The 19,736-nt window shown below is 60.9% G+C and carries 16 protein-coding genes; 10 read left to right on the forward strand and 6 right to left on the reverse strand.

The window, feature by feature from the left end; translation table 11 throughout:
* Positions 1-47: 47 nt before the first annotated feature.
* Positions 48-1,496 (reverse strand): hypothetical protein, encoded by a 1,449-nt coding sequence (locus BH682_RS09080; protein WP_065455891.1) that lies wholly within the window; start codon positions 1,494-1,496, stop codon positions 48-50.
* 224 nt (positions 1,497-1,720) lie between these two features.
* On the opposite strand from BH682_RS09080, the gene BH682_RS09085 reads away from it, so the two are divergent.
* The 3 genes from BH682_RS09085 to BH682_RS09095 all read left to right on the forward strand — a co-directional run bounded on the left by BH682_RS09085 (position 1,721) and on the right by BH682_RS09095 (position 6,960).
* Positions 1,721-3,967 carry an MMPL family transporter gene (locus BH682_RS09085; RefSeq protein ID WP_039973144.1) on the forward strand — a complete coding sequence of 749 codons (2,247 nt, stop codon included), beginning with the start codon at positions 1,721-1,723 and terminating at the stop codon, positions 3,965-3,967.
* Positions 3,968-4,150: 183 nt separating this feature from the next.
* Positions 4,151-5,599: a hypothetical protein gene (locus tag BH682_RS09090; RefSeq protein WP_075832710.1), complete on the forward strand. Its 1,449-nt coding sequence runs from the start codon at positions 4,151-4,153 to the stop codon at positions 5,597-5,599.
* Positions 5,596-6,960, forward strand: coding sequence for an outer membrane protein assembly factor BamB family protein (locus tag BH682_RS09095; protein ID WP_075832712.1), 1,365 nt, complete (start codon positions 5,596-5,598; stop codon positions 6,958-6,960). Before BH682_RS09090 ends, BH682_RS09095 begins: the two co-directional genes overlap by 4 nt.
* Before the next feature lie 198 nt (positions 6,961-7,158).
* Here the strand turns inward: BH682_RS09095 and BH682_RS09100 are convergent, their stop codons facing one another.
* Positions 7,159-8,046, reverse strand: a complete 888-nt coding sequence (locus BH682_RS09100) for a glycosyltransferase (RefSeq protein WP_075832714.1) — start codon at positions 8,044-8,046, stop codon at positions 7,159-7,161.
* Positions 8,047-8,407: 361 nt separating this feature from the next.
* Here BH682_RS09100 and BH682_RS09105 point away from each other — a divergent pair, with 361 nt between their 5' ends.
* Positions 8,408-8,710: a hypothetical protein gene (locus tag BH682_RS09105; protein WP_054186885.1), complete on the forward strand. Its 303-nt coding sequence runs from the start codon at positions 8,408-8,410 to the stop codon at positions 8,708-8,710.
* A 17-nt stretch (positions 8,711-8,727) separates the two neighbouring features.
* Here the strand turns inward: BH682_RS09105 and BH682_RS09110 are convergent, their stop codons facing one another.
* Together BH682_RS09110 and dctA are read right to left on the reverse strand one after the other, a co-directional pair.
* Positions 8,728-9,561, reverse strand: a complete 834-nt coding sequence (locus BH682_RS09110) for a glycosyltransferase (RefSeq protein WP_232354235.1) — start codon at positions 9,559-9,561, stop codon at positions 8,728-8,730.
* Between the two features lie 569 nt (positions 9,562-10,130).
* Positions 10,131-11,528 carry a C4-dicarboxylate transporter DctA gene (gene dctA, locus BH682_RS09115; RefSeq protein ID WP_075832718.1) on the reverse strand — a complete coding sequence of 466 codons (1,398 nt, stop codon included), beginning with the start codon at positions 11,526-11,528 and terminating at the stop codon, positions 10,131-10,133.
* Positions 11,529-11,716: 188 nt separating this feature from the next.
* Between dctA and BH682_RS09120 the strand changes: the two genes are divergently transcribed.
* The gene (locus BH682_RS09120) at positions 11,717-11,977 is read left to right on the forward strand and encodes a GlsB/YeaQ/YmgE family stress response membrane protein (RefSeq protein WP_003942027.1); all 261 of its coding nucleotides are present in this window, start codon (positions 11,717-11,719) and stop codon (positions 11,975-11,977) included.
* Between the two features lie 158 nt (positions 11,978-12,135).
* Here BH682_RS09120 and BH682_RS09125 read toward each other — a convergent pair whose 3' ends face one another.
* Both BH682_RS09125 and BH682_RS09130 read right to left on the reverse strand, forming a co-directional pair.
* Positions 12,136-12,882, reverse strand: a complete 747-nt coding sequence (locus BH682_RS09125; RefSeq protein WP_019744227.1) for a GTP pyrophosphokinase — start codon at positions 12,880-12,882, stop codon at positions 12,136-12,138.
* Between the two features lie 48 nt (positions 12,883-12,930).
* Positions 12,931-13,530, reverse strand: a complete 600-nt coding sequence (locus BH682_RS09130) for an SACE_7040 family transcriptional regulator (RefSeq protein ID WP_003941968.1) — start codon at positions 13,528-13,530, stop codon at positions 12,931-12,933.
* Between the two features lie 98 nt (positions 13,531-13,628).
* On the opposite strand from BH682_RS09130, the gene BH682_RS09135 reads away from it, so the two are divergent.
* Genes BH682_RS09135 through BH682_RS09155 form a run of 5 tightly spaced genes read left to right on the forward strand, consistent with a single transcriptional unit; the run spans position 13,629 to position 19,735 of the window.
* Entirely contained in the window at positions 13,629-15,218 is a 1,590-nt protein-coding gene (locus BH682_RS09135; protein ID WP_075832720.1) for a carboxyl transferase domain-containing protein, read from the forward strand.
* Between the two features lie 5 nt (positions 15,219-15,223).
* Positions 15,224-17,263, forward strand: coding sequence for an acetyl-CoA carboxylase biotin carboxylase subunit (locus BH682_RS09140; protein ID WP_042453639.1), 2,040 nt, complete (start codon positions 15,224-15,226; stop codon positions 17,261-17,263).
* Positions 17,263-18,426, forward strand: a complete 1,164-nt coding sequence (locus BH682_RS09145) for an acyl-CoA dehydrogenase family protein (protein WP_007730190.1) — start codon at positions 17,263-17,265, stop codon at positions 18,424-18,426. The genes BH682_RS09140 and BH682_RS09145 overlap by 1 nt, the downstream gene beginning before the upstream one ends.
* Entirely contained in the window at positions 18,423-18,911 is a 489-nt protein-coding gene (locus BH682_RS09150) for a MaoC family dehydratase (protein ID WP_003942078.1), read from the forward strand. The genes BH682_RS09145 and BH682_RS09150 overlap by 4 nt, the downstream gene beginning before the upstream one ends.
* Entirely contained in the window at positions 18,908-19,735 is an 828-nt protein-coding gene (locus BH682_RS09155) for an HpcH/HpaI aldolase/citrate lyase family protein (protein ID WP_003942031.1), read from the forward strand. Before BH682_RS09150 ends, BH682_RS09155 begins: the two co-directional genes overlap by 4 nt.
* The last annotated feature ends 1 nt before the right edge of the window (position 19,736 follow it).

Genomic DNA, 19,736 nt, shown 5'->3' on the forward strand with positions numbered 1-19,736 from the left:
GCTGTGCGCCTTTATTAACCGCCCGCGGTTAATAAAGGCGCACAGCACTATTTCTTGGCTTTCGACAAAATCTGCATCAACTGAAGTAGCGCCGAGAACTTCGCGAACACCGAGCGCGAGACCACCGGACCGAAAGCCGCGGTGTCGGTTGCGTCGAAGGCGTCGAGCAGATCCCGAAAGCTTTCGATCTGCTTGATCATCGCGTCCAGGTCGACGTGCGTGACGGCGTCGGCTTCGCGCAGAGCGAGCAGGTACTGCGGCGCCGTCACCAAGGCGACCGCCGGGATCTTCCGCTCGAACAGTGGTTCGCCCTCACCGAAATGAATGACCGGTCCTGGCGCCACGATTCGGCGATCGCCCGCTCCAATGTCGCGCCACAGCGGTGCAACGATGTCGTGCACTTCCCGACTCGTCGCGTAGAGCAGTTCCGGTTCCGGAGTGGTCTCCAAGGCATAGCCGCCGGTCGAGTTGTCCTCGGTATCACCCAGTGCGCCGAGGTGCTCGATGGCGATCCCCGCTACGGCGCGCGCCTGACCGGCTTCGCCCTTCCACATCTCGGGGTGTGCTTCGAGCCAGGTGGACGTTGCCTGTCCGTGCTTGGACACCGCTGGAATACGAAGGTGGCCAGTCGTCAGGACAAAAACGTACGACCGTCGATGCGGCTGCGCCACGGCGTGCCGCGCCAACGCCAACATTCCCAGATGGCCGTTCTCCTCGACACCGTTGGTTCCGTCGCTGTGAGTGATGAGCAGAATCGTCTCTTCGGGTGAGGTTCCGGGGGACACCGCCCACACCGTGTCGGTCCGGGTGTCCGGATGCAGAGTCGCATCCAGTACCAGAGTCGCCAGCTGACCGGAGCGAGCTGCAGCGACAACCTTCGCGCCCTCGTCGCCGGCCACCCAGACGGCGGGGATGTCGTGATATGGCTGCGTGAACGGAAGATATTGTCCCAGTGCGTTGTCCGGAGCGATGTCACGCCACACCGCGATCACGCCGAGGACACCGGCCTTGCGGGCCTTGTCGAGCTTCGGGCCCAGAAGTGTTGCGGAGAGAACCGGATTTCGAAGTGTCTCGTCGGTGGCGATCGGGCCCCACTCGCTGACCAGTAGCTTGCGGGGGAGATCGATGTGCGGGACCTCGATCACTGCGATCGCGCCCTTGGCCGCCGACCACTTGGGGCGTCGCGCGCTGACGTAGACCAGGGGAGCGGAGATTCCCTGTGGCCCGGTCAATCCGGAGTAGGGGAATGCGGACGAAACTCTGATCGGTCCCGTCGGCAATTCGATGCGAAGTCCGTCAGACGTTGCCGGTAGATCCCAGCGTTCGAAAGTGTGTGAATCACGCCGGACTTCGAGACCCAGTTCGGTCAGTTCGTTCGCGACTTCCTCCACCACCGCGTGGTGTGAAGGTGATCCCGTCAATCGTGGCCCTCGCGCGTCGAGTCGCTGTTGGCCTGCAAGGAGGAGATCGCGATCGACGGCCTGGCCGTGATTCATGGGATTGCCTTTCGTACTACGCGACGTCTGCTCTGGTGAGGCGCCTGCCCGTGTCGTGTCCACGGTACCGAGCGGTCTGAAAAGGAGACGGAGAGCGCGCCGGATATGCCGTTTTCGCAGATATACCAGGTGCCAACGAGCCGGTCGGTCCGTACCGTATGACCTTGGCACCGAAAGACTCCGTGTTCTTCGGACAGACCAGTCCACGGCGAGAGAGGCCTACGTTGGCTACGTATCTTTACAGGTTGGGGAAGTTCGCTTTCCGCCACAAGTATCTTGTGGTGGCCGCGTGGATTATCGTGATTGCGGTGGTGGGGGGCGCTATCAGCGCCACAAATCCGACGTTCTCCAAAGAATTCAACCTTCCGGGCACCGATTCACAGCGTGCGACCGAGTTGATGAACGAAAACTTTGCAGCTGCAGCGGAGCAGCAAACTCAGGCGTCGACCAGTATTCTCATCGCGGCAGACGACGGGCTTGCCGCGCACAGCGATCAGATCGATCAGTTGATCGCGCAGGCGAAGACGTTGCCGGACATCGTCGATCCCGAGAAGATCGTCAATCCGGTCACCCTCGCGGAGGCCAATCCAGCGGTGGCGTCGGCCGTTCTCGGCGACAACGGCAAGGTCGGGCTGATCCAGCTCAATCAGTCGATTCGCATCGAGGATCAGACGCAGGCCAACAAGACCGCGTTCCTCGACTTGATGGCAAAGTTCCGCACCGGCGGCTTGCAAGTCGAAGGAACCGGCTCGATGATGCAGGTGCAGGCCGCGGGCGGTCTGTCGGAGATGCTCGGCTTCGCGGTGGCGTTCATCGTGATGATCGTGGCGTTCGGTGCACTCATCGCGGCGTTCATCCCGTTGTTCACTGCAATTCTGGGAATTGCGCTGGCCACTCTGACTGTCACCCTCGGCTCGGGCTTCTTCGACATCAACGAAGGCGTCACGGGAATCGTCACGATGATCGGCATCGCAGTCTCGATCGACTACGCGTTGTTCATCGTGTCGCGCTACCGCAGTGAGCTCAACCTGGGCGGAACCAGGGAAGCCGCCGCCGGACGCGCAGTAGGTACTGCCGGTTCGTCTGTCGTATTCGCAGGCCTGACAGTGGTGGTTGCGCTGGCGGCCCTGGCGGTGGTCGGGGTTCCGATGATCACGCAGATGGGAATCTCGGCAGCGGTTGCCGTCATCATCGCTGTGCTCGGCGCAATCACATTGATCCCAGCGGTTCTGGGTATCTTCGGCCGATTCGCGTTCTCGCCTCGTATCCCCGGGCTGCGCCACGGTGACGAGCCCGAGACGATGGAATCCAACGGACATCGCTGGGCCAAGATAGTCACCAAGTACCCGTGGCCGATCGCGGGTGCTGCGCTGGTGCTTCTGGTGATCGCGGCTATTCCGATGACGAAGCTCGAACTCGGACTCTCGTTCACTCAGGACGAAGAGCGGCCGGCACTTGCCCTGCTGCAACGTGGGTTCGGTGAAGGCGTCAATGGCGAATTGTTCGTCGTGCTCGACGCGCCTGACGGCACCGACATCACCGCGATTGCCGAAGGCACTGTCGCGCACATCAAGGGCCTCGACAACGTCGCAACTCCGGATCAGTTGATGTGGGTCGGAAACGGACCCGACGCGGCAAACCCGATGGCGGGCGCCAACTCTGCGCTGATCGCGGTCACCCCGCAGATGTCACCGAGCGGCCCCGAAACCCACGAGCTGATGAATCAGATCCGGAATTACGGATCGACGGTGAAATCGGAAGGCGCAGAACTCGGTGTAGCGGGGCAAACCGCGATCGTTGCCGACATGTCGTCGAAGCTCAGTTCCGCGCTCATCCCGTATCTCATCGTGGTTGTGGGGCTGGCGTTCATCATCATGATGGTCGTCTTCCGCTCGATCCTGGTGCCGCTGACCGCAACTCTCGGATTCCTGTTTTCCGTCTGTGCGACCTTCGGCGCCACGGTGGCCATCTTCCAGGAGGGCGACTTCGGGCTGATCGAGCACACACAACCCATCATCTCGTTCCTGCCGATCTTCATGATCGGTGTGGTCTTCGGGTTGGCGATGGACTATCAAGTGTTCCTCGTGACGCGAATGCGCGAGGAATACGTGCACGGATTGTCGGCCAAGGACGCCATCATATCCGGCTACACCCATGGTGCTCGCGTGGTCGCGTCGGCGGCCATCATCATGATCTCCGTGTTCGGCGCATTCATGCTGTCCTCGGAGACGACAAGCAAGATGATGGGCTTCGGCCTCGCGGCTGCAGTCTTCTTCGACGCCTTCATCATCCGCATGATCGTGATCCCTGCGGTCATGTCGATTCTCGGTGATTCGGCGTGGAAGTTGCCGGCGTGGCTCGACAAGATCCTGCCGAACGTCGACATCGAGGGTGAAGCGATTCGACGGATTCCGATCGAGCAGGATCCGAATTCCGATCCAGACCCGAATCAGGTGCCTGTGAGGGTGTAAGCACTCAGGTCGTCAGGACGGGGTGCCGGTTGCACAGCAACTGGCACCCCGTCCTTCTGTGTTCATACGGCGCTCGTGCGATAGGAAACCATCCGGTTGGTAACAGAAATCGCTGTGATCGCGACAGGACATCCAGAGGCGACGCGCATCGGGAGCGGGCCGTGACGGTGACTGCGAGGGTACGTGTCGAAGGAGCAAACCGATTTGAAGCGGGCCGAGAAGTGGACCTTCGCGCTGACGGTCGTCTCCCTGATCGCCGGTGGGACAGTGGTTGCCGGGCTGGTGGATCGGTGGAGCAGTTCGCCGTCCGATGACATCTCGGTAGCTGCGACTTCGTCGATCAGCATGACATCCACACCGGACGAGATTCCGGCGGAAGACGTGCCTGAATTCTCGTACGTCACGCCGAGCGCGGTGTACCCGACCACTATTCCGGGTTGTGAGAGTGTCGAAGCGCCGGACGACGACCACGGAATCTCGATCTTCACATCGACAGGCGGCGGCGACGACGCGTACGACGACCCACGTTTTCCGTGGTTTTCCGGCGCCAAGGCTGTATCGATGTCGGATGCGGTCGCCGATGCGATTCCGGACGGCGTCGAGATCAAGTTCGCCAGTCCGAGCCGATCACTCCAGTTCGGTCCGATCTCGGCACCGTCGACCTCGGACGAGTTGCCCGAGGGATGGACGATCGAGGATCTGGCGTCCACTGATGCGTCGGCGACAATACTTCGAGGCGAGGCCAGTGGTGGACTGTCGGTCTCGGTCAACAGCAGTAAGGCGCCGGTTCCTCCGTGCATTGCCGGTTCTCTCGTCGAACGTCGCTCACTCGCGGATGGTTCAGTTGTGGACGTGCAGGACTCGTGGAGTGAAATCAACGGACAACGCACTCTCTCTCGTTCGGCGTTCCTTTACGGCATCGATGGCACACGAGTTCACGCCTATCTCGATGACACTGCCGATCGAGTCGGCGCCGAGGTTCAGGCAAGCGGCGCGCTTCCACTGACCATCGACGAACTGGTGTCCTTGGTCAGCCTGCCGCAACTGCGAATCACGACGCCTGCTCCGCCGGGTACGGCACCGCTTTCGCCCGGGTGCCACGGGATCCCCCGAGACTCTAACGACGTGGCCGAACTCGATCGCGCGACGATCGAACGTCTCAACGCGGTACTCGAAGTCAGATGGCGCGCTGTACCTCCGGGTTTTCCGATTCTCGATACCGGACCGGGCACTCTGACGGTGGCGGAGAATGACAAGTCCACTGCATGTCAGAGACTTCTCACCCGGACGGGAGACAGCGAATCGACGCTCAACATGACAATTACCGGCGGACAACCACTCCCCAAGGAGGCCAACAAATACGACCCCTCCTACTACGGGCACCCCTTGGAGTTCGTGACGCGACCGGATGGATCCGTGATCGAGCGAGACGAACGGGATTACTCGACCGTACCCATGACAAATGACGGCTCGAAAGCAGAATCGACGCAGGAAACGAGTAGGTCGGTGGTCGTCAGCCGCCCGAATGGGACCCAAGTCTCGGTTTCGTCGTCGGCTGCGATCCCGAACGTGCCGATGACGTTCGAGCAGTTGGAGTTTCTCGCGACGACCGAAGGCTTGGAGATTCGATGAGCACCAGATTCTCCCCGAAATCGCGACTTCGGATCGCGGCCGCCGCAGCCGTAGTCACCGTCACTGCCGCCATCGCCACGGTGGTCACGTCGACGAGTTCCGACCCGACAGCGATCTCGTCGCAGCTATGGAGCGTCGAGGCCTCCGAGATTCTCGGGCGCGAGTTCGCGATCTTCCGGAGCCCGCTTGTTGGAACCGAATTCAACATGGACATGGGCGGATTCATCGACGCCGGATCACTCGTGGTCACGATGATCGGTATGCCGGACCGCCAGGCATACTCGTTGGACGACGCGGAATTGGTCGCACTCGATGCCGACAACGGCACTGTCCGTTGGCGCACGTCGGCGGTCGACGTCGGTGGTTGCTCCGAGACTCTGCTCGGCAGTTCGGTGCTGTGTTTCTCCGGGCCGTACGTATCCGGTGGTTCGTACTCACTTTTCGACATCGAGACAGGAGAGCGTCGAGACATCAAGACGCCGTGGGCACCGATCATCGCGGTTGTCTCGGGTGACACGGTCCTCGCGCTCGAGGGTGATATCGAGAGCAACGACGTTCGCGTGCACAGCGGAACCGTCGACGATCCGGAAGCGAACTGGTCCAAAGCGTTCGACGTCGGTGGATCGTGGGAAGCCGGATACGTCGATCCGGTGATGTCGGTGCACGGCGATCTGGGCGTGATCACTCTCGACGAGTCTCTGGGATTCGATCTGAAGACGGGCGAACAGCGCTGGGTGCACGGTTACTCCACCTGCTCGACCGCGCACACATCGTCGGACGGCGTGACATTGGTGTCGGACGGCGGTTGCGAAGGGAACGGCCGGCCGACAAGTGAGTACGCGCTCGATCAGAACGGGCGCGAGTTCGCCAGGACAGACGAACTGCCCTCGGCGTCCTCGTACTACGGCGGGCGATACAGCCGAGATAATCCCGCAGGAGGATCGACTCCGATCATTCTGGGACACAGCGGTTTCGACCGGACTTCCGGCGAGAAATTGTGGTCCAACAGTGAACTCTTCGACACCGCACAGTCGTTGGCGGTGATCGGCAACGTGGTTGCCGTGACCCGTTCTGGTTCCGAGCCCGAGGTCCAGTTCGTGGACCTCTTCACCGGTGAGGTCCTGTGGCGATCGAACGCCGAGCGCGCCGGGGAGGTTGTCTGGCACGGCGATGTCGTTATCGACGAGGGAAACGTCTACGGAACGGATGTCCGTACAGGCCAACGTAGTTGGGAGATTCGGGTGGACCAGGACGGGGACGACGAGTTCACGCCTTGGGTGATGCCGCGCGAGCTGTGGGCGGGGGAGAAGGTGCTGTTGCGTTCCAGTGAAGACCGCATCACGGCGTTGAAGGTGTCGTGAGATCCGGTGTGGTGCATGTCCGTTAATACACTCGGATAAGCGCTCGGTACTCGGCGGTCAGCGGCCCGAACGGTCATCGATGAGCGGGTTTCGGTGTACCTCGTGGAGGACACGGCGGACTTTTGTGCGCATCAGCAACGAGGGGCTCTCTGCTGCACTGTCACTTCGCACCTGTAGTGAATAGCGAGGCTGGATTGGCTACTGGTTGACCGGCATGATTCGTCCTTGCGATTTGCCGAACAAGCGTCTGAACTCAAAACGCTCCTGCTCGAAATTGTATGCACGGTATATCGGCCATGCCAAGGCGTGGACCACTGTGTCCAGCCGGATCAGGAACTTGAAGCGCCAATTCATGATGTTGTGGAGTCGAAGGACCGATTCAGAAGCGCGGTTGTACTTCGAGTATTCGCGCGGAGGTGTTTCTCCCCGCCTCCCCGATGTTTCGACGCGCATGGAGTCGCACTGTCCGATTGTCAACCCGATCTTCTGGAGACATATCGAGAGATCCATGTCTTCGTGAATGTCAGTGCGCTCGCTCAAATTCTTCCGCACTTCTAGCCACGCAGATCTCTTCACAGCCATGTTCGCTCCGGTAGCAGCTAGCACTCGGCGATCATGATTGAACTTTCCACGTCGAATTTGTCGGTCAAGTACGAACCGGTGGACGCGCGAGAAAGGGGATTCGAAGAGGTATGTGACGCCCGCAACGGCGCAGTGGGTGGAGTCGGGGCCGAGGAATTCGCAAATCGCGGCCGCCCATCCGGTCTGGACCCGGGTGTCGGCGTCGATTCGGCCGACCAGTTCACAAGAAGACGCGTCAAAACCCGCATTTCGGGCATGCACAACACCTTGGCGTGACTCGAAGATATATCGAACTTTTTCGTGTGACCCTGCGTAGCGTTCTATTATCGAGGCAGTTCGGTCTGTGGAGTTGTTGTCGACTATCAAGATTTCGTCGATTGTGTCACCTTGGGCGAGCAGACGGTCAATGCAGTCCGCGATTCCTGCCTCTTCGTTAAACACAGGTACAACGACCGACAATTGATTTCGGTTAGGCTTCTCAGTCGATTGCTTTGGGGACTTCACAATCGTTCCTGAGGTTTACGGTTTGGGCGAATCTTCACAAAATAACGGTATCAATCAATTTTTCACCCTCAAAATCGTGGCACTCGGGTAGGTAGGCCATGCCGAAACGGCCGCATGGCTACTGGTGCACGATTTGTTCTTTTTGTTGAGATTCGCGTTTGTAAAATTGCAGGTAGCGGGATATCTGATCGATAAGAGGGCTGTGGCGGCGCCGGCTGTCGGTCGATGTGCGGGCCGCCGTTCGAGTGCCAGAACTTATGCCGTATCTCACGCATTCCATACCGTGGTGGATGACTTGATGAGACGGACTGCCCGACTGTTTGGCCTCGGCGTAGGTTTACTGCGAGATTCAGATCGAACTATGCCGAACGGCCTTCCCGTGCGGATCGACTTCCCCGAGCGATGGAACGTCTTCGCCCCCGTGTACTCGGCGCATGAGCTCGTCGTCGAGTTGCCAACCGCCGTCGGTAAGGTATTCAAGATTCCACTGATCAATGGCGCAATGCGACGGGTGATCGTCGAAGAGGTTGTCGACCTCGCCCTCGCGGCCGAATTGTCGTCGATGGTGACCGGGCATCGGTATACCTCGACCAGTTGTCGGCGAACGATCGTGTGGATCAGCTACGAGACCGTATTCTGCACTATCACTTCGAATCTGCGGTGAGTATCGAAATCGATGGGCTACTGGTGAACCGGCATGATTCGACCTTGCGATCTGCCAAACAATCGCCTGAACTCCAGTCGCTCCTGCTCGAAGTTGTAGAGGCGGTAAACGGGCCACACGAGCGCGTGGAGTATCGAGTCGCCCCAGATTGTCAGTTTGAGGCGCCAATTCATGATGTTGTGAAGGTGCAAAACCGATTCGGATGCCTGGTTGTACTTCAGGTACTCCAACGGAGGGGTTTCACCGCGTCGACCGGACGTTTCTGCTCGCATGTCGGCGATCTGACCGATCGTCATCCCTTCCTTCCGAAGGCACAGTGAAAGGTCGATATCTTCGTGGATGTCCGGCCGGTCGCTGACTCGCTCGCGGACGGCCAGCCATGCGCTTTTTCTGATCGCCATGTTTGCTCCGGCGACAGCAAGTACCTGACGTTCGCAATCGAACTTTCCCTGCTTGACCTGACGGTCCAGTGCGAAACGGTGGATTCGAGCAAACGGCGATTCGAAGAGATAGGTGAGTCCGGCGACCGCTGAATGCGCAGTGCTGCGCTGGAAGAAACCTTTGACCGCACGGGCCCATCCCGGTTGGACCCGCGTGTCTGCGTCGATCCGACCGATGATGTTGCCGGTCGAGGCGTCGAAGCCGGCGTTCCGCGCATGAACGACGCCTTGCCGGGCCTCGAAGACATATCTCACTCGGTCGTGCTTCTCGGCGAACTTGTGAATGATCGATGCGGTGCTGTCCGTCGAGTTGTTGTCGACGACCAGAATCTCGTCGATTTCGGACTGGATCAGTAAGCGCTCGATGCAGTTCGAAAGGGAGTTTTCTTCGTTGAATACTGGAACAACCACGGAGAGTCGATTAGTGGACAAGTGTTCAATTTCTTGCATGGACTCGGTCACTTGGCTCCTTTGCTGGGCAATTAGTCCAGTCCTTCGCAAAGGTTACGATAGCAATGGGTGTCCGTTTCGGCAATTTGGAGTGGTGAGATTTCGGTCATTTTTGCAAATGCCCACTCCGTCGAGGAGTCGACATAAGTGCAGCTAGATGCGCGTTTCTGTGTTCGGAAGAATGGTTTTCGCAATGTTTGATTCTTTGCTCACTTGAGTCTGTTTGTCGGCTGAACAGTGGACTTTAGTCCTTCTATTTTCGGCAAACATAATGCTGGCAGTTCGCTGATCTTCGGATCTGAACAATGGCAACCGCGTAGCAATGTTGAGATAGTGGAGGATGCTTTCCCTGGTGCCGAGTTAGCCCAGCGCACGTGGAATATCTGTGAATTCACCAGTCCTTAGTCGGCAAGCTCGCCACCCCCTGCAAATATTTGCGTTCGGGCGTGCTGGTCGGAGTATTCCGGTCAAGTACGTCCCCGCGAACCTTCAGCACCGATTCCGACGCGCAGCCGGTGGTCACCATCTCCTCAACGGGGCACGGCGCCCTCGGCTTCGGGTGCCGGAACAGTTTTCCCGGTGATCGGATCGACTTCCTCGAGCGGTGGAACGTCTTCTCCGTCGAGCACTCGGCGCATGCGCTCCTCGTCGAGCTGCCCCTCCCAATTGGCGACCACGAAGGTTGCGACACAGTTCCCGAGCAGGTTCACCGACACCCGCATCGAATCCATGATTCGATCCGCGCCCAGTAGGAGTGCGACTGCGGCAACCGGAATTGCGCCGTGACCGATTGCGGCCACGGTGGCGGACAGTGCCAGGAATGACGATCCCGGCACGCCGGCCATTCCCTTTGAGGTGAGCATCAGAACCAGGACGGCAGTGATCTGTTCACCGAGTGTCAGGTCCACGCCGAGTGCCTGCGCCAGAAACAGCATGCAGATCGACAGGTACAGCGTCGCGCCGTCGAGATTGAACGAGTAGCCGGTAGGCACCACCAATCCTGTTGTAGTGCGCGAGCATCCGGCGTTGGTGAGCTTGACCATGATTCGGGGCAGAACTACTTCGGTCGACGCCGTTCCCAAAGCGAGGAAGAGTTCGTCCTTGATGTACTTGACGAATTTCCACAGGTTCACGCCCGCGAAGTACCTGACTATCGCGGCCAGGATGAGGATGAACAGGACGGCGGCGAGATAGCATGCGGCGATCAGCTTTCCGTAACTTCCGAGCGAAGCGATCCCGTACTGACCGACGATGTACGCCATCGCGCCCAAAGCGCCCAACGGCGCCAGTCTCATGATCCAGCCGATGATCGTGAAGAACAGATGGCTCAGACGATCGACGAGTTCGAACACGATCGGTGGTCCACTCTCACCCGCCTTGGCCAATGCGAGCCCGAACAGTACGGCGAAGAAGAGGACTTGGAGGAGTGCGTTCTCGGCGAAGGCCGAAACTATCGACACCGGAATGATATTGAGCAGGAATTCGACGGTGTGGGGAAGTTCGCCACTTCCGGTCTTGGCGGCCACGGCGTCCGCACCGTTCGCCAGCGTCTCCGGATCGATGTCGAATCCCGCACCCGGCTTCATCAGATTTCCGATGAGCAGCCCGAACAACAGGGCGAAGGTGGTCACGACCTCGAAGTAGATGAGTGCTTTGACGCCGATACGCCCCACGGCCTTCAGATCCCCGACGTGGGCGATCCCGATCACAACGGTGCAGAAGATGATCGGCGCGATCAGCATTTTGATCAGCTTGATGAATCCGTCGGCGAGGGGCTTGAGGTTCGCGCCGAATTCCGGCCACAACCAGCCGATGAGAACACCGATGACGATAGCGGCGATCAATTGCACGAACAGTGATCGGTACCAGGGCGGCTTGTTGGCGAGTCGCGCGAGCTCGCTGTTCGGCAGTTTTACGGAAGTTGGCATGGATGGGAACGGTAGGTCCGCTTGATTGCGAAAAAATAACTCGCGAATGTCGTGGATGTAACGCGTCGAGGTTGCATCTCGGACAACAATTCGGTCAACAAGCGACAGTTGTGTGTGACTGTGGTTATTGTTTCCCTGAGCGGTGATCTTCCGTCCGCGTGCATGCACGACGTGTGAGAGGGGCTGTCATGGGGCAAATTATCGGAACCATCATTTTCGGCGCAGTCATCGGAATCCTGGCTCGTCTCGTACTGCCAGGTAAGCAGCAGTACGGCATGATCGTGACCGTCGTGCTGGGTATCGCCGGAGCGCTTATCGGGTACTGGGTCTGGGGAGCGATCTCGGACAAGGGCGACACGGGTGGAATCGACTGGATCCGCTGGATCATCAGCATCGCCGCGGCGGCCGTGCTCTCGATCGGCTACAGCGCCGTCACGGGCAAGAAATAGCAAGCCGACCCAATTCGAGAAGTGCGCCCTCCCGAAGTTCGGGAGGGCGCACTTCTTTTTGTTTGCCCTAGTTGTCCGACCCCAGTTGTGAGCAAACGGCACTTTCGTCGCCTCAGATGCGCCGAAAGGCGCGTTCGCTCAGGGGAGGGGGACCGAAGTCAGAGCGCCCGTCGCTGAAGATGCAGCGCCTCGAGGAACTGCGCCGGCAGATCCTGCTCGAGGATTTCGTCGTCAGGATGCGGTAGCGCTTTGATTTTCGCGAACTCGTCGTTGAGTCGTTCCATCTTGACGTCCAGGCGGTGTGCCGCGGCCGCTGCCTCGGTGAGTTCGTCGAGGAGTTCGACGGGAACCTCGCGGTTGTACTTGTAGTAGATCTTGTGTTCGAGGCTCGCCCAGAAATCCATCGCGATCGTGCGGATCTGAAGTTCGATCGGTACGTGCCTGACGCGGTCACTCATGAAAACCGGGACCTCGACGATCAAGTGCAAGCTCTTGTAGCCGTTGGGTTTCGGATCGGCGATGTAGTCCTCGCGCTCGATCACCCGAAGGTCCGTCTGGCTGGTGAGCATCTCGGCGATTCGGTACGTGTCGGAAATGAAGCTGCAGGTGATACGTACTCCAGCGATGTCGAAGATGTTCTTCGAGATGTCGTCGATCGTGAGCGGGATGTTCAGGCGTTGAGCCTTACGCAGGATGCTGTCCGGTGACTTGACCCGTGACGTCACGTGTTCGATGGGGCTGTACTGATTGATGTGAGTGAACTCGTCCTTGAGGATGTTCACCTTGGTCATCAGTTCGGAGATTCCGAATTGGTACAACATCATGAAGCGGGAGAACTCGGTCCGCAGTTCGGCGAAATCGGCCCTGCTGACCCCACTGCTGTCTTCCACGTTCGGCACCCTCATCTGTTAGCTGGTGTAACCAGTCTGCCACCGATTGTGCCGTGTCCGGTTTCAGTGGGTGCGCAGTGCGGCGAGCGTCATATCCCGCAGGACGCGACGCGCGCGTGCCGGCGAAGCGGGGTTGGCGCTGTGAGGGGTCGAGTTGATCAGACCGAAGGTGGCATGCGCTTTGATTCGTGCGTCCGCCTGATCGAGTTGGGGATCGAGTTGCTCGAGCACCCCGACCCAGACCTCGACGTACTTGCGCTGCGTCTGGCGTACCTGTCGACGCGCGTCGGCCGGCAGGCTTTCGAGGTCGCGGTCCTGGATGCGGATCAGGTCCGGCTCGCCGAGCGCGAAGTCGAGGTGGAACTCCACCAGTGCGTCGAGTGCGGCGCTCGGTGAGTCCGCTGCCTCCGCTGCCGCAGAGCCGCCTTCGTGCAGGCGCGTGCTGATGCCGACGAGAAGTTCCACGAGGACGGCATCCTTGTTGGGGAAATGCCGGTACACGGCCGGGCCGCTGATGCCGACGGCGGCGCCGAGGTCTTCGAGTCGCACACTCACGAATCCGCGCTCGGCGATCAACCGGGCGGCGGCGTCCAAGAGTTGACGTCGACGGTCGGCCTTCATCTGATCGCGTCGCGTCGGAGCTGCTACCTGCTCAGAGGTCATTCTCTCGATCTTTCTTCGCTTGTGTTCTGGACAACTCAGTTAATCATAGTTAATCTAGTTTCAGTTATCGAGCATTAACTCATGGCGAAGGCGGCGGGATGACTCCCAGTGGAATCACGCAAGGATCGGGCTACCGGTCCGATCACACCGTTCTGGTGGACGAACTGAAGAAGAAACTGGCGCAAGCAGCGCTGGGTGGCAACCAGCGCTCTCGCGAGCGTCACGTGAGCAGAGGGAAGTTGCTGCCGCGAGATCGCGTCGACTCGCTGCTCGACCAGGGCAGCCCGTTCCTCGAGCTGTCCCCACTGGCGGCCAACGGCCTGTACGACGACGAGTGCCCGGGCGCCGGCGTCATCACCGGTATCGGCCGTGTGTCGGGTCGCGAGTGCGTCATCGTTGCCAACGACGCGACGGTCAAGGGCGGCACCTACTACCCGATGACGGTGAAGAAGCACCTGCGCGCGCAGGAAGTTGCGCTGCAGAACAACCTTCCCTGCATCTACCTCGTCGACTCCGGCGGCGCCTTCCTGCCGCGCCAGGACGAGGTCTTCCCGGACCGTGAGCACTTCGGCCGGATCTTCTACAACCAGGCGACCATGAGCGCCAAGGGGATTCCCCAGATCGCCGCAGTTCTCGGTTCATGCACCGCGGGAGGCGCCTACGTGCCCGCGATGAGCGACGAAGCAGTGATCGTCCGCAACCAGGGCACCATCTTCCTCGGCGGACCGCCGCTCGTGAAGGCTGCCACCGGTGAGATCGTGACGGCCGAAGAGCTCGGCGGCGGCGACCTGCACTCCAAGGTTTCCGGCGTCACCGATCACTTGGCCGAGGATGACCGCGACGCACTTCGGATCGTGCGCAACATCATTGCCACGCTCGGCCCCCGCTCCGAGCGCCCGTGGGACGTCATCTCCACGGTTCCGCCCGTCGCCGATCAGAGCGAGCTGTACGACGTCGTTCCGACTGATCCCCGTACTCCGTACGACGTGCACGAGGTCATCACCAAGCTCGTTGACGGTGGCGCGTTCCAGGAGTTCAAGGCTGAATACGGCAAGACGCTCGTCACCGGTTTCGCCCACATCGAGGGCCACCCGGTCGGCATCATCGCCAACAACGGCGTGCTCTTCGGCGAATCCGCCATGAAGGGAGCACATTTCATCGAACTGTGCGACAAGCGCAGTGTGCCGCTGCTGTTCCTGCAGAACATCGCAGGCTTCATGGTGGGACGCGACTACGAGGCCGGCGGCATCGCCAAGCACGGCGCCAAGATGGTCACGGCAGTCGCGTGTGCACGGGTCCCCAAGCTGACAGTCGTCATCGGCGGCTCGTACGGCGCCGGCAACTACTCCATGTGTGGACGCGCGTATTCACCTCGCTTCCTGTGGATGTGGCCGAACGCGCGCATCTCGGTCATGGGCGGCGAGCAGGCCGCGTCGGTGCTCTCGACGGTTCGTAGTGACCAGCTCGACAGCGCGGGTAATCCGTGGTCGGCCGAGGACGAAGAATCCTTCAAGGCGCCGATCCGCGAGCAGTACGAGGCTCAGGGCAATCCGTACTACTCCACTGCGCGGCTGTGGGATGACGGTGTCATCGATCCTGCAGATACCAGAACTGTTCTCGGCCTGGCCCTTTCGGTGTGCGCGAACGCGCCGATCGAGCCGGTCTCCTACGGCGTCTTCCGGATGTGAGCGAAATGACTGAGTTGCGCACTATCGATACTGTTCTCGTGGCCAACCGCGGTGAGATCGCGGTTCGCGTGATCCGCACGTTGCGTGAGTTGGGAATTCGCAGCGTCGCCGTCTACAGCGACGCCGACGCGAATGCTCGCCACGTCCGCGAGGCCGACACTGCCGTCAACATCGGACCGGCCGCGGCGCGTGAAAGCTACCTCGTCATCGACAAGGTCATCGACGCTGCCAAGTCCACCGGTGCTCAGGGTATTCACCCCGGTTACGGCTTCCTGTCGGAGAACTCGGCGTTCTCGGCTGCCTGTGCGGCTGCCGGAATCGCCTTCCTCGGCCCCTCCGAGCACGCCATCGAGGTGATGGGTGACAAGATCACCGCGAAGAACGCCGTTGCCGCGTTCGACGTGCCGGTGGTCCCGGGTATCGCTCGCCCCAATCTGACCGACGAAGAACTGATCGCAGCGGCCGAGGACATCGGCTACCCGGTGTTGGTCAAGCCTTCGGCCGGCGGAGGCGGCAAGGGAATGCGTCTGGTCGAGGATCCGGCCAATCTGGCCGAGGCTCTTCGCAGTGCCCGCCGTGAGGCCGCGTCGTCGTTCGGCGACGACACCCTGTTCCTCGAGCGATTCGTCCTGCGGCCCCGGCACATCGAGGTCCAGGTTCTCGCCGACCAGCACGGCAACGTCGTTCACCTCGGTGAGCGCGAATGCAGCCTGCAGCGGCGTCATCAGAAGGTCATCGAAGAGGCTCCCTCGCCGCTGCTCGATCAGGTGACCCGTGACCGGATCGGCGCGGCAGCGTGCAACACCGCTCGAAGCGTCGATTACACCGGCGCCGGCACCGTGGAGTTCATCGTCTCCGCCGACAAGCCGGACGAGTTCTTCTTCATGGAGATGAACACCCGCCTCCAGGTCGAGCATCCCGTCACCGAAATGGTGACCGGACTGGATCTGGTCGAATGGCAGGTCCGTGTGGCAGCAGGGGAGAAGTTGGCCTTCTCCCAGAGTGACATCACGCTGACCGGGCACGCCATCGAAGCTCGTGTGTACGCGGAGGATCCGGGCCGTGGATTCCTGCCGACCGGCGGCAGCGTCGTCGATCTGGTCGAGCCGTCAGGTTCCGGCGTGCGCGTCGATTCCGGACTGCTCGCGGGCACCGTCGTCGGCAGTGACTACGACCCGATGCTCAGCAAGGTCATCGCCCACGCTCCCGACCGCGCGGGCGCACTGCGCAAGCTCGATCGCGCACTCGGTGACACCGCAGTGCTCGGAGTCGTGACCAACATCGAATTCGCACGGTTCCTCCTCGCTGATCCGGATGTGATCGCGGGCAACCTCGACACCGGTCTGCTCGATCGTCGCGTCGAAGACTTTGTCGCAGCCGACGCCTCCGACGAGGTGCTCATTGCTGCCGCGGCGTATCGCTGGCTCTCGCGGTGGACAACTTCGGAATCCGTTGATCCCTGGGACGTCCCGAGTGGGTGGCGCGTCGGAACTCCCGCTCCGACCAGCATCAGGCTCTCCGCCGGCACCCGAACGGCGCACGTTGCGATCGTCGGCGTTCCCGCGGATGCAAAGGTCGAGGTCGAAGGTTCACAGCCTCGCGCATTCAGCGCGACCCTGACGGGATCCGAACTGGCGGTGGTGATCGACGGACGTCGACGCACGTTTGTCGTCGCCCAGACCGATGGCGGTCTGTGGCTGGCAGGCGGCGGAACCTGGCACGTGCGCGAGGTAGCCGAAGTCAGCGTTCGCGGTGAGGACAAGCATGCCGGTGACGCCGAAATCGCCAGCCCCATGCCCGGTGCCGTCATCGCAGTCAACGTCGAGAACGGCGCGGCAGTGAGCGCGGGACAACCACTCGTCGTGGTCGAGGCCATGAAGATGGAGCACTCCTTGACGTCCCCGATCGACGGGATCGTGGAAGTGCTTGTCCGTCAGGGCGATCAGGTGATGGTGGATCAGGTTCTGGCCCGCGTGGTACCTGTCGCGGACGAAGAGACTGCAGAAGTAAAGACCGAGAACACGACGCAGAAGGAAGACGCCTGATGTCCGATTACCTTGCCACCGGAGCGCTTCCGGACGAATACCAGCAGCTCGCCAAGACGGTTGCGGATTTCGCGAAGACCGTAGTGGCACCGGTTGCTGCCGAGCACGACGCCAACCACACCTTCCCGTACGAGGTAGTGGCCGGGATGGCCGACATGGGACTGTTCGGCCTGCCGTTTCCCGAGGAGTACGGCGGAATGGGCGGCGACTACTTCGCACTCTGCCTGGCGCTCGAAGAGCTGGGCAAGGTCGACCAGAGCGTCGCGATCACTCTCGAAGCTGGTGTGTCCCTTGGTGCCATGCCGATCTACCGTTTCGGTAACGAGGCACAGAAGCAGGAGTGGCTTCCGCAGCTCACCAGCGGCAAGTCGTTGGCTGCCTTCGGCCTGACCGAACCCGGTGCGGGTAGCGACGCCGGCGGAACCAAGACCACCGCGAAGTTCGACAGCGGTGAGTGGATCATCAACGGCAACAAGCAGTTCATCACCAACTCGGGCACCGACATCACCAAGCTCGTGACGGTCACCGCGGTCACGGGTGTCAAGGACGGCGGCAAGAAGGAGATCTCGACGATCCTCGTGCCGACCACGACGCCCGGCTTCACGGCCGAACCGGCGTACAACAAAGTCGGTTGGAACGCATCCGACACCCATCCGCTCACGTTCGCCGATGTTCGTGTCCCCGAAGAGAATCTGCTCGGTGAGCGCGGCCGCGGCTACGCGAACTTCCTGCGCATCCTCGACGAAGGCCGCATCGCTATTTCCGCGTTGAGCGTCGGTGCCGCCCAGGGCTGCGTCGACGAGTCGATCAAGTACGCCAAGGAACGCGAGGCGTTCGGTCGCCCCATCGGACACAACCAGGCCATCGCGTTCAAGATCGCGCGTATGGAGGCTCGTGCCCACGTCGCACGTACCGCGTACTACGACGCGGCCGCACTCATGTTGTCGGGCAAGCCGTTCAAGAAGCAGGCCTCTATCGCCAAGCTGATTTCCTCCGAAGCTGCCATGGACAACGCCCGTGACGCCACGCAGATCCACGGCGGATACGGCTTCATGAACGAGTACGCCGTCGCGCGCCACTACCGTGACAGCAAGATCCTCGAAATTGGTGAGGGAACGACCGAGGTGCAGTTGATGCTCATCGCTCGTGAGGCAGGGCTGTGACGAACCCCAAGAAGATCACTCAGCGCGGGCTCTGGTTCGAGGAGTTCGAGGTCGGCGCGATCTACGAGCATCGCCCAGGCCGGACGGTGACCGAGGCTGACAACGTCCTGTTCACGACTTTGACCATGAACACGCAGGCGTTGCATCTCGATGCCGCGTACAGCGAGGACACTCAATTCGGTGTGCGGCTGGTCAATTCGATGTTCACCCTGTCGACCATCGTCGGCCTGTCCGTCGCGCAGTTGACGCAGGGCACCATCGTGGCGAACCTCGGTTTCTCCGAGATCAGCTTCCCGAAGCCGCTCTTTCACGGCGACACCTTGTATGCCGAGACGCTCATCGCGGACAAGCGCGAGTCGAAGAGCCGTCCAGGTGAAGGCATCGTGACGCTCGTGCACACCGGGCGTAACCAGCACGGTGACGTCGTCGCATTGGCCACGCGCAAGACACTGGTGCAACTGCGTCCGGCAGAGGTGTCCTCATGACGTGGACACCGCCGGGGCCGGCGTGGTTGTTCTGCCCGGCGGATCGTCCCGAGCGCTATGCGAAGGCCGCGGCTGTTGCCGACGTCGTGATCCTCGATCTCGAAGACGGTGTGGCTCCGGCCGACAAGGAAGCCGCACGTGCAGCCCTGATCGACACGCCTCTCGATCCGGAGCGGACGGTCGTGCGCGTCAATCCGGTCGGTACGCCTGATCACGAACTCGATCTGATCGCGCTGGACGGCACACACTATTCGCGTCTCATGCTGTCCAAGTGCGAATCGGCCGAGGACGTCCTCTCGCTCGCACCGGCGGACGTGGTTGCGCTCGTCGAGTCCCCGCGAGGAGCCCTCGCCGTGGCCGACATCGCGCTTGCTGCGAACGCCATCGGTGTCATGTGGGGAGCCGAGGATCTTGTTGCCGGTCTCGGCGGCAACTCGAGCAGGCACCCGAACGGTTCGTACCGCGACGTTGCCAAGCACGTCCGATCGACGTCTCTCCTGGCCGCGAAGAGCTACGGCCGGTTGGCTGTCGATTCCGTGTACCTCGACATCAAGGACCTCGTCGGCCTGGGCGTCGAGTCCGCTGATGCCGTCGCAGTCGGCTTCGACGTGAAGGTTGCGATCCATCCGAGTCAGGTCGAGGTCATCCGCGGGGCCTTCGCACCTTCGGAAAAAGAGATCGACTGGGCCACACGAGTGCTTGCCGCGGTGTCTACTGAACGTGGTGTGTTCGCGTTCGAGGGCAAGATGGTCGACGCTCCCGTTCTCCGTCACGCCGAGAAGCTTCTTCACCGAGCCGGAATCTTTCAGCAGAAGGAGAACTAAC

The sequence above is a fragment of the Rhodococcus sp. YL-1 genome, from assembly GCF_001942025.1.
In the GTDB taxonomy this organism is placed as follows: domain Bacteria; phylum Actinomycetota; class Actinomycetes; order Mycobacteriales; family Mycobacteriaceae; genus Rhodococcus_F; species Rhodococcus_F qingshengii.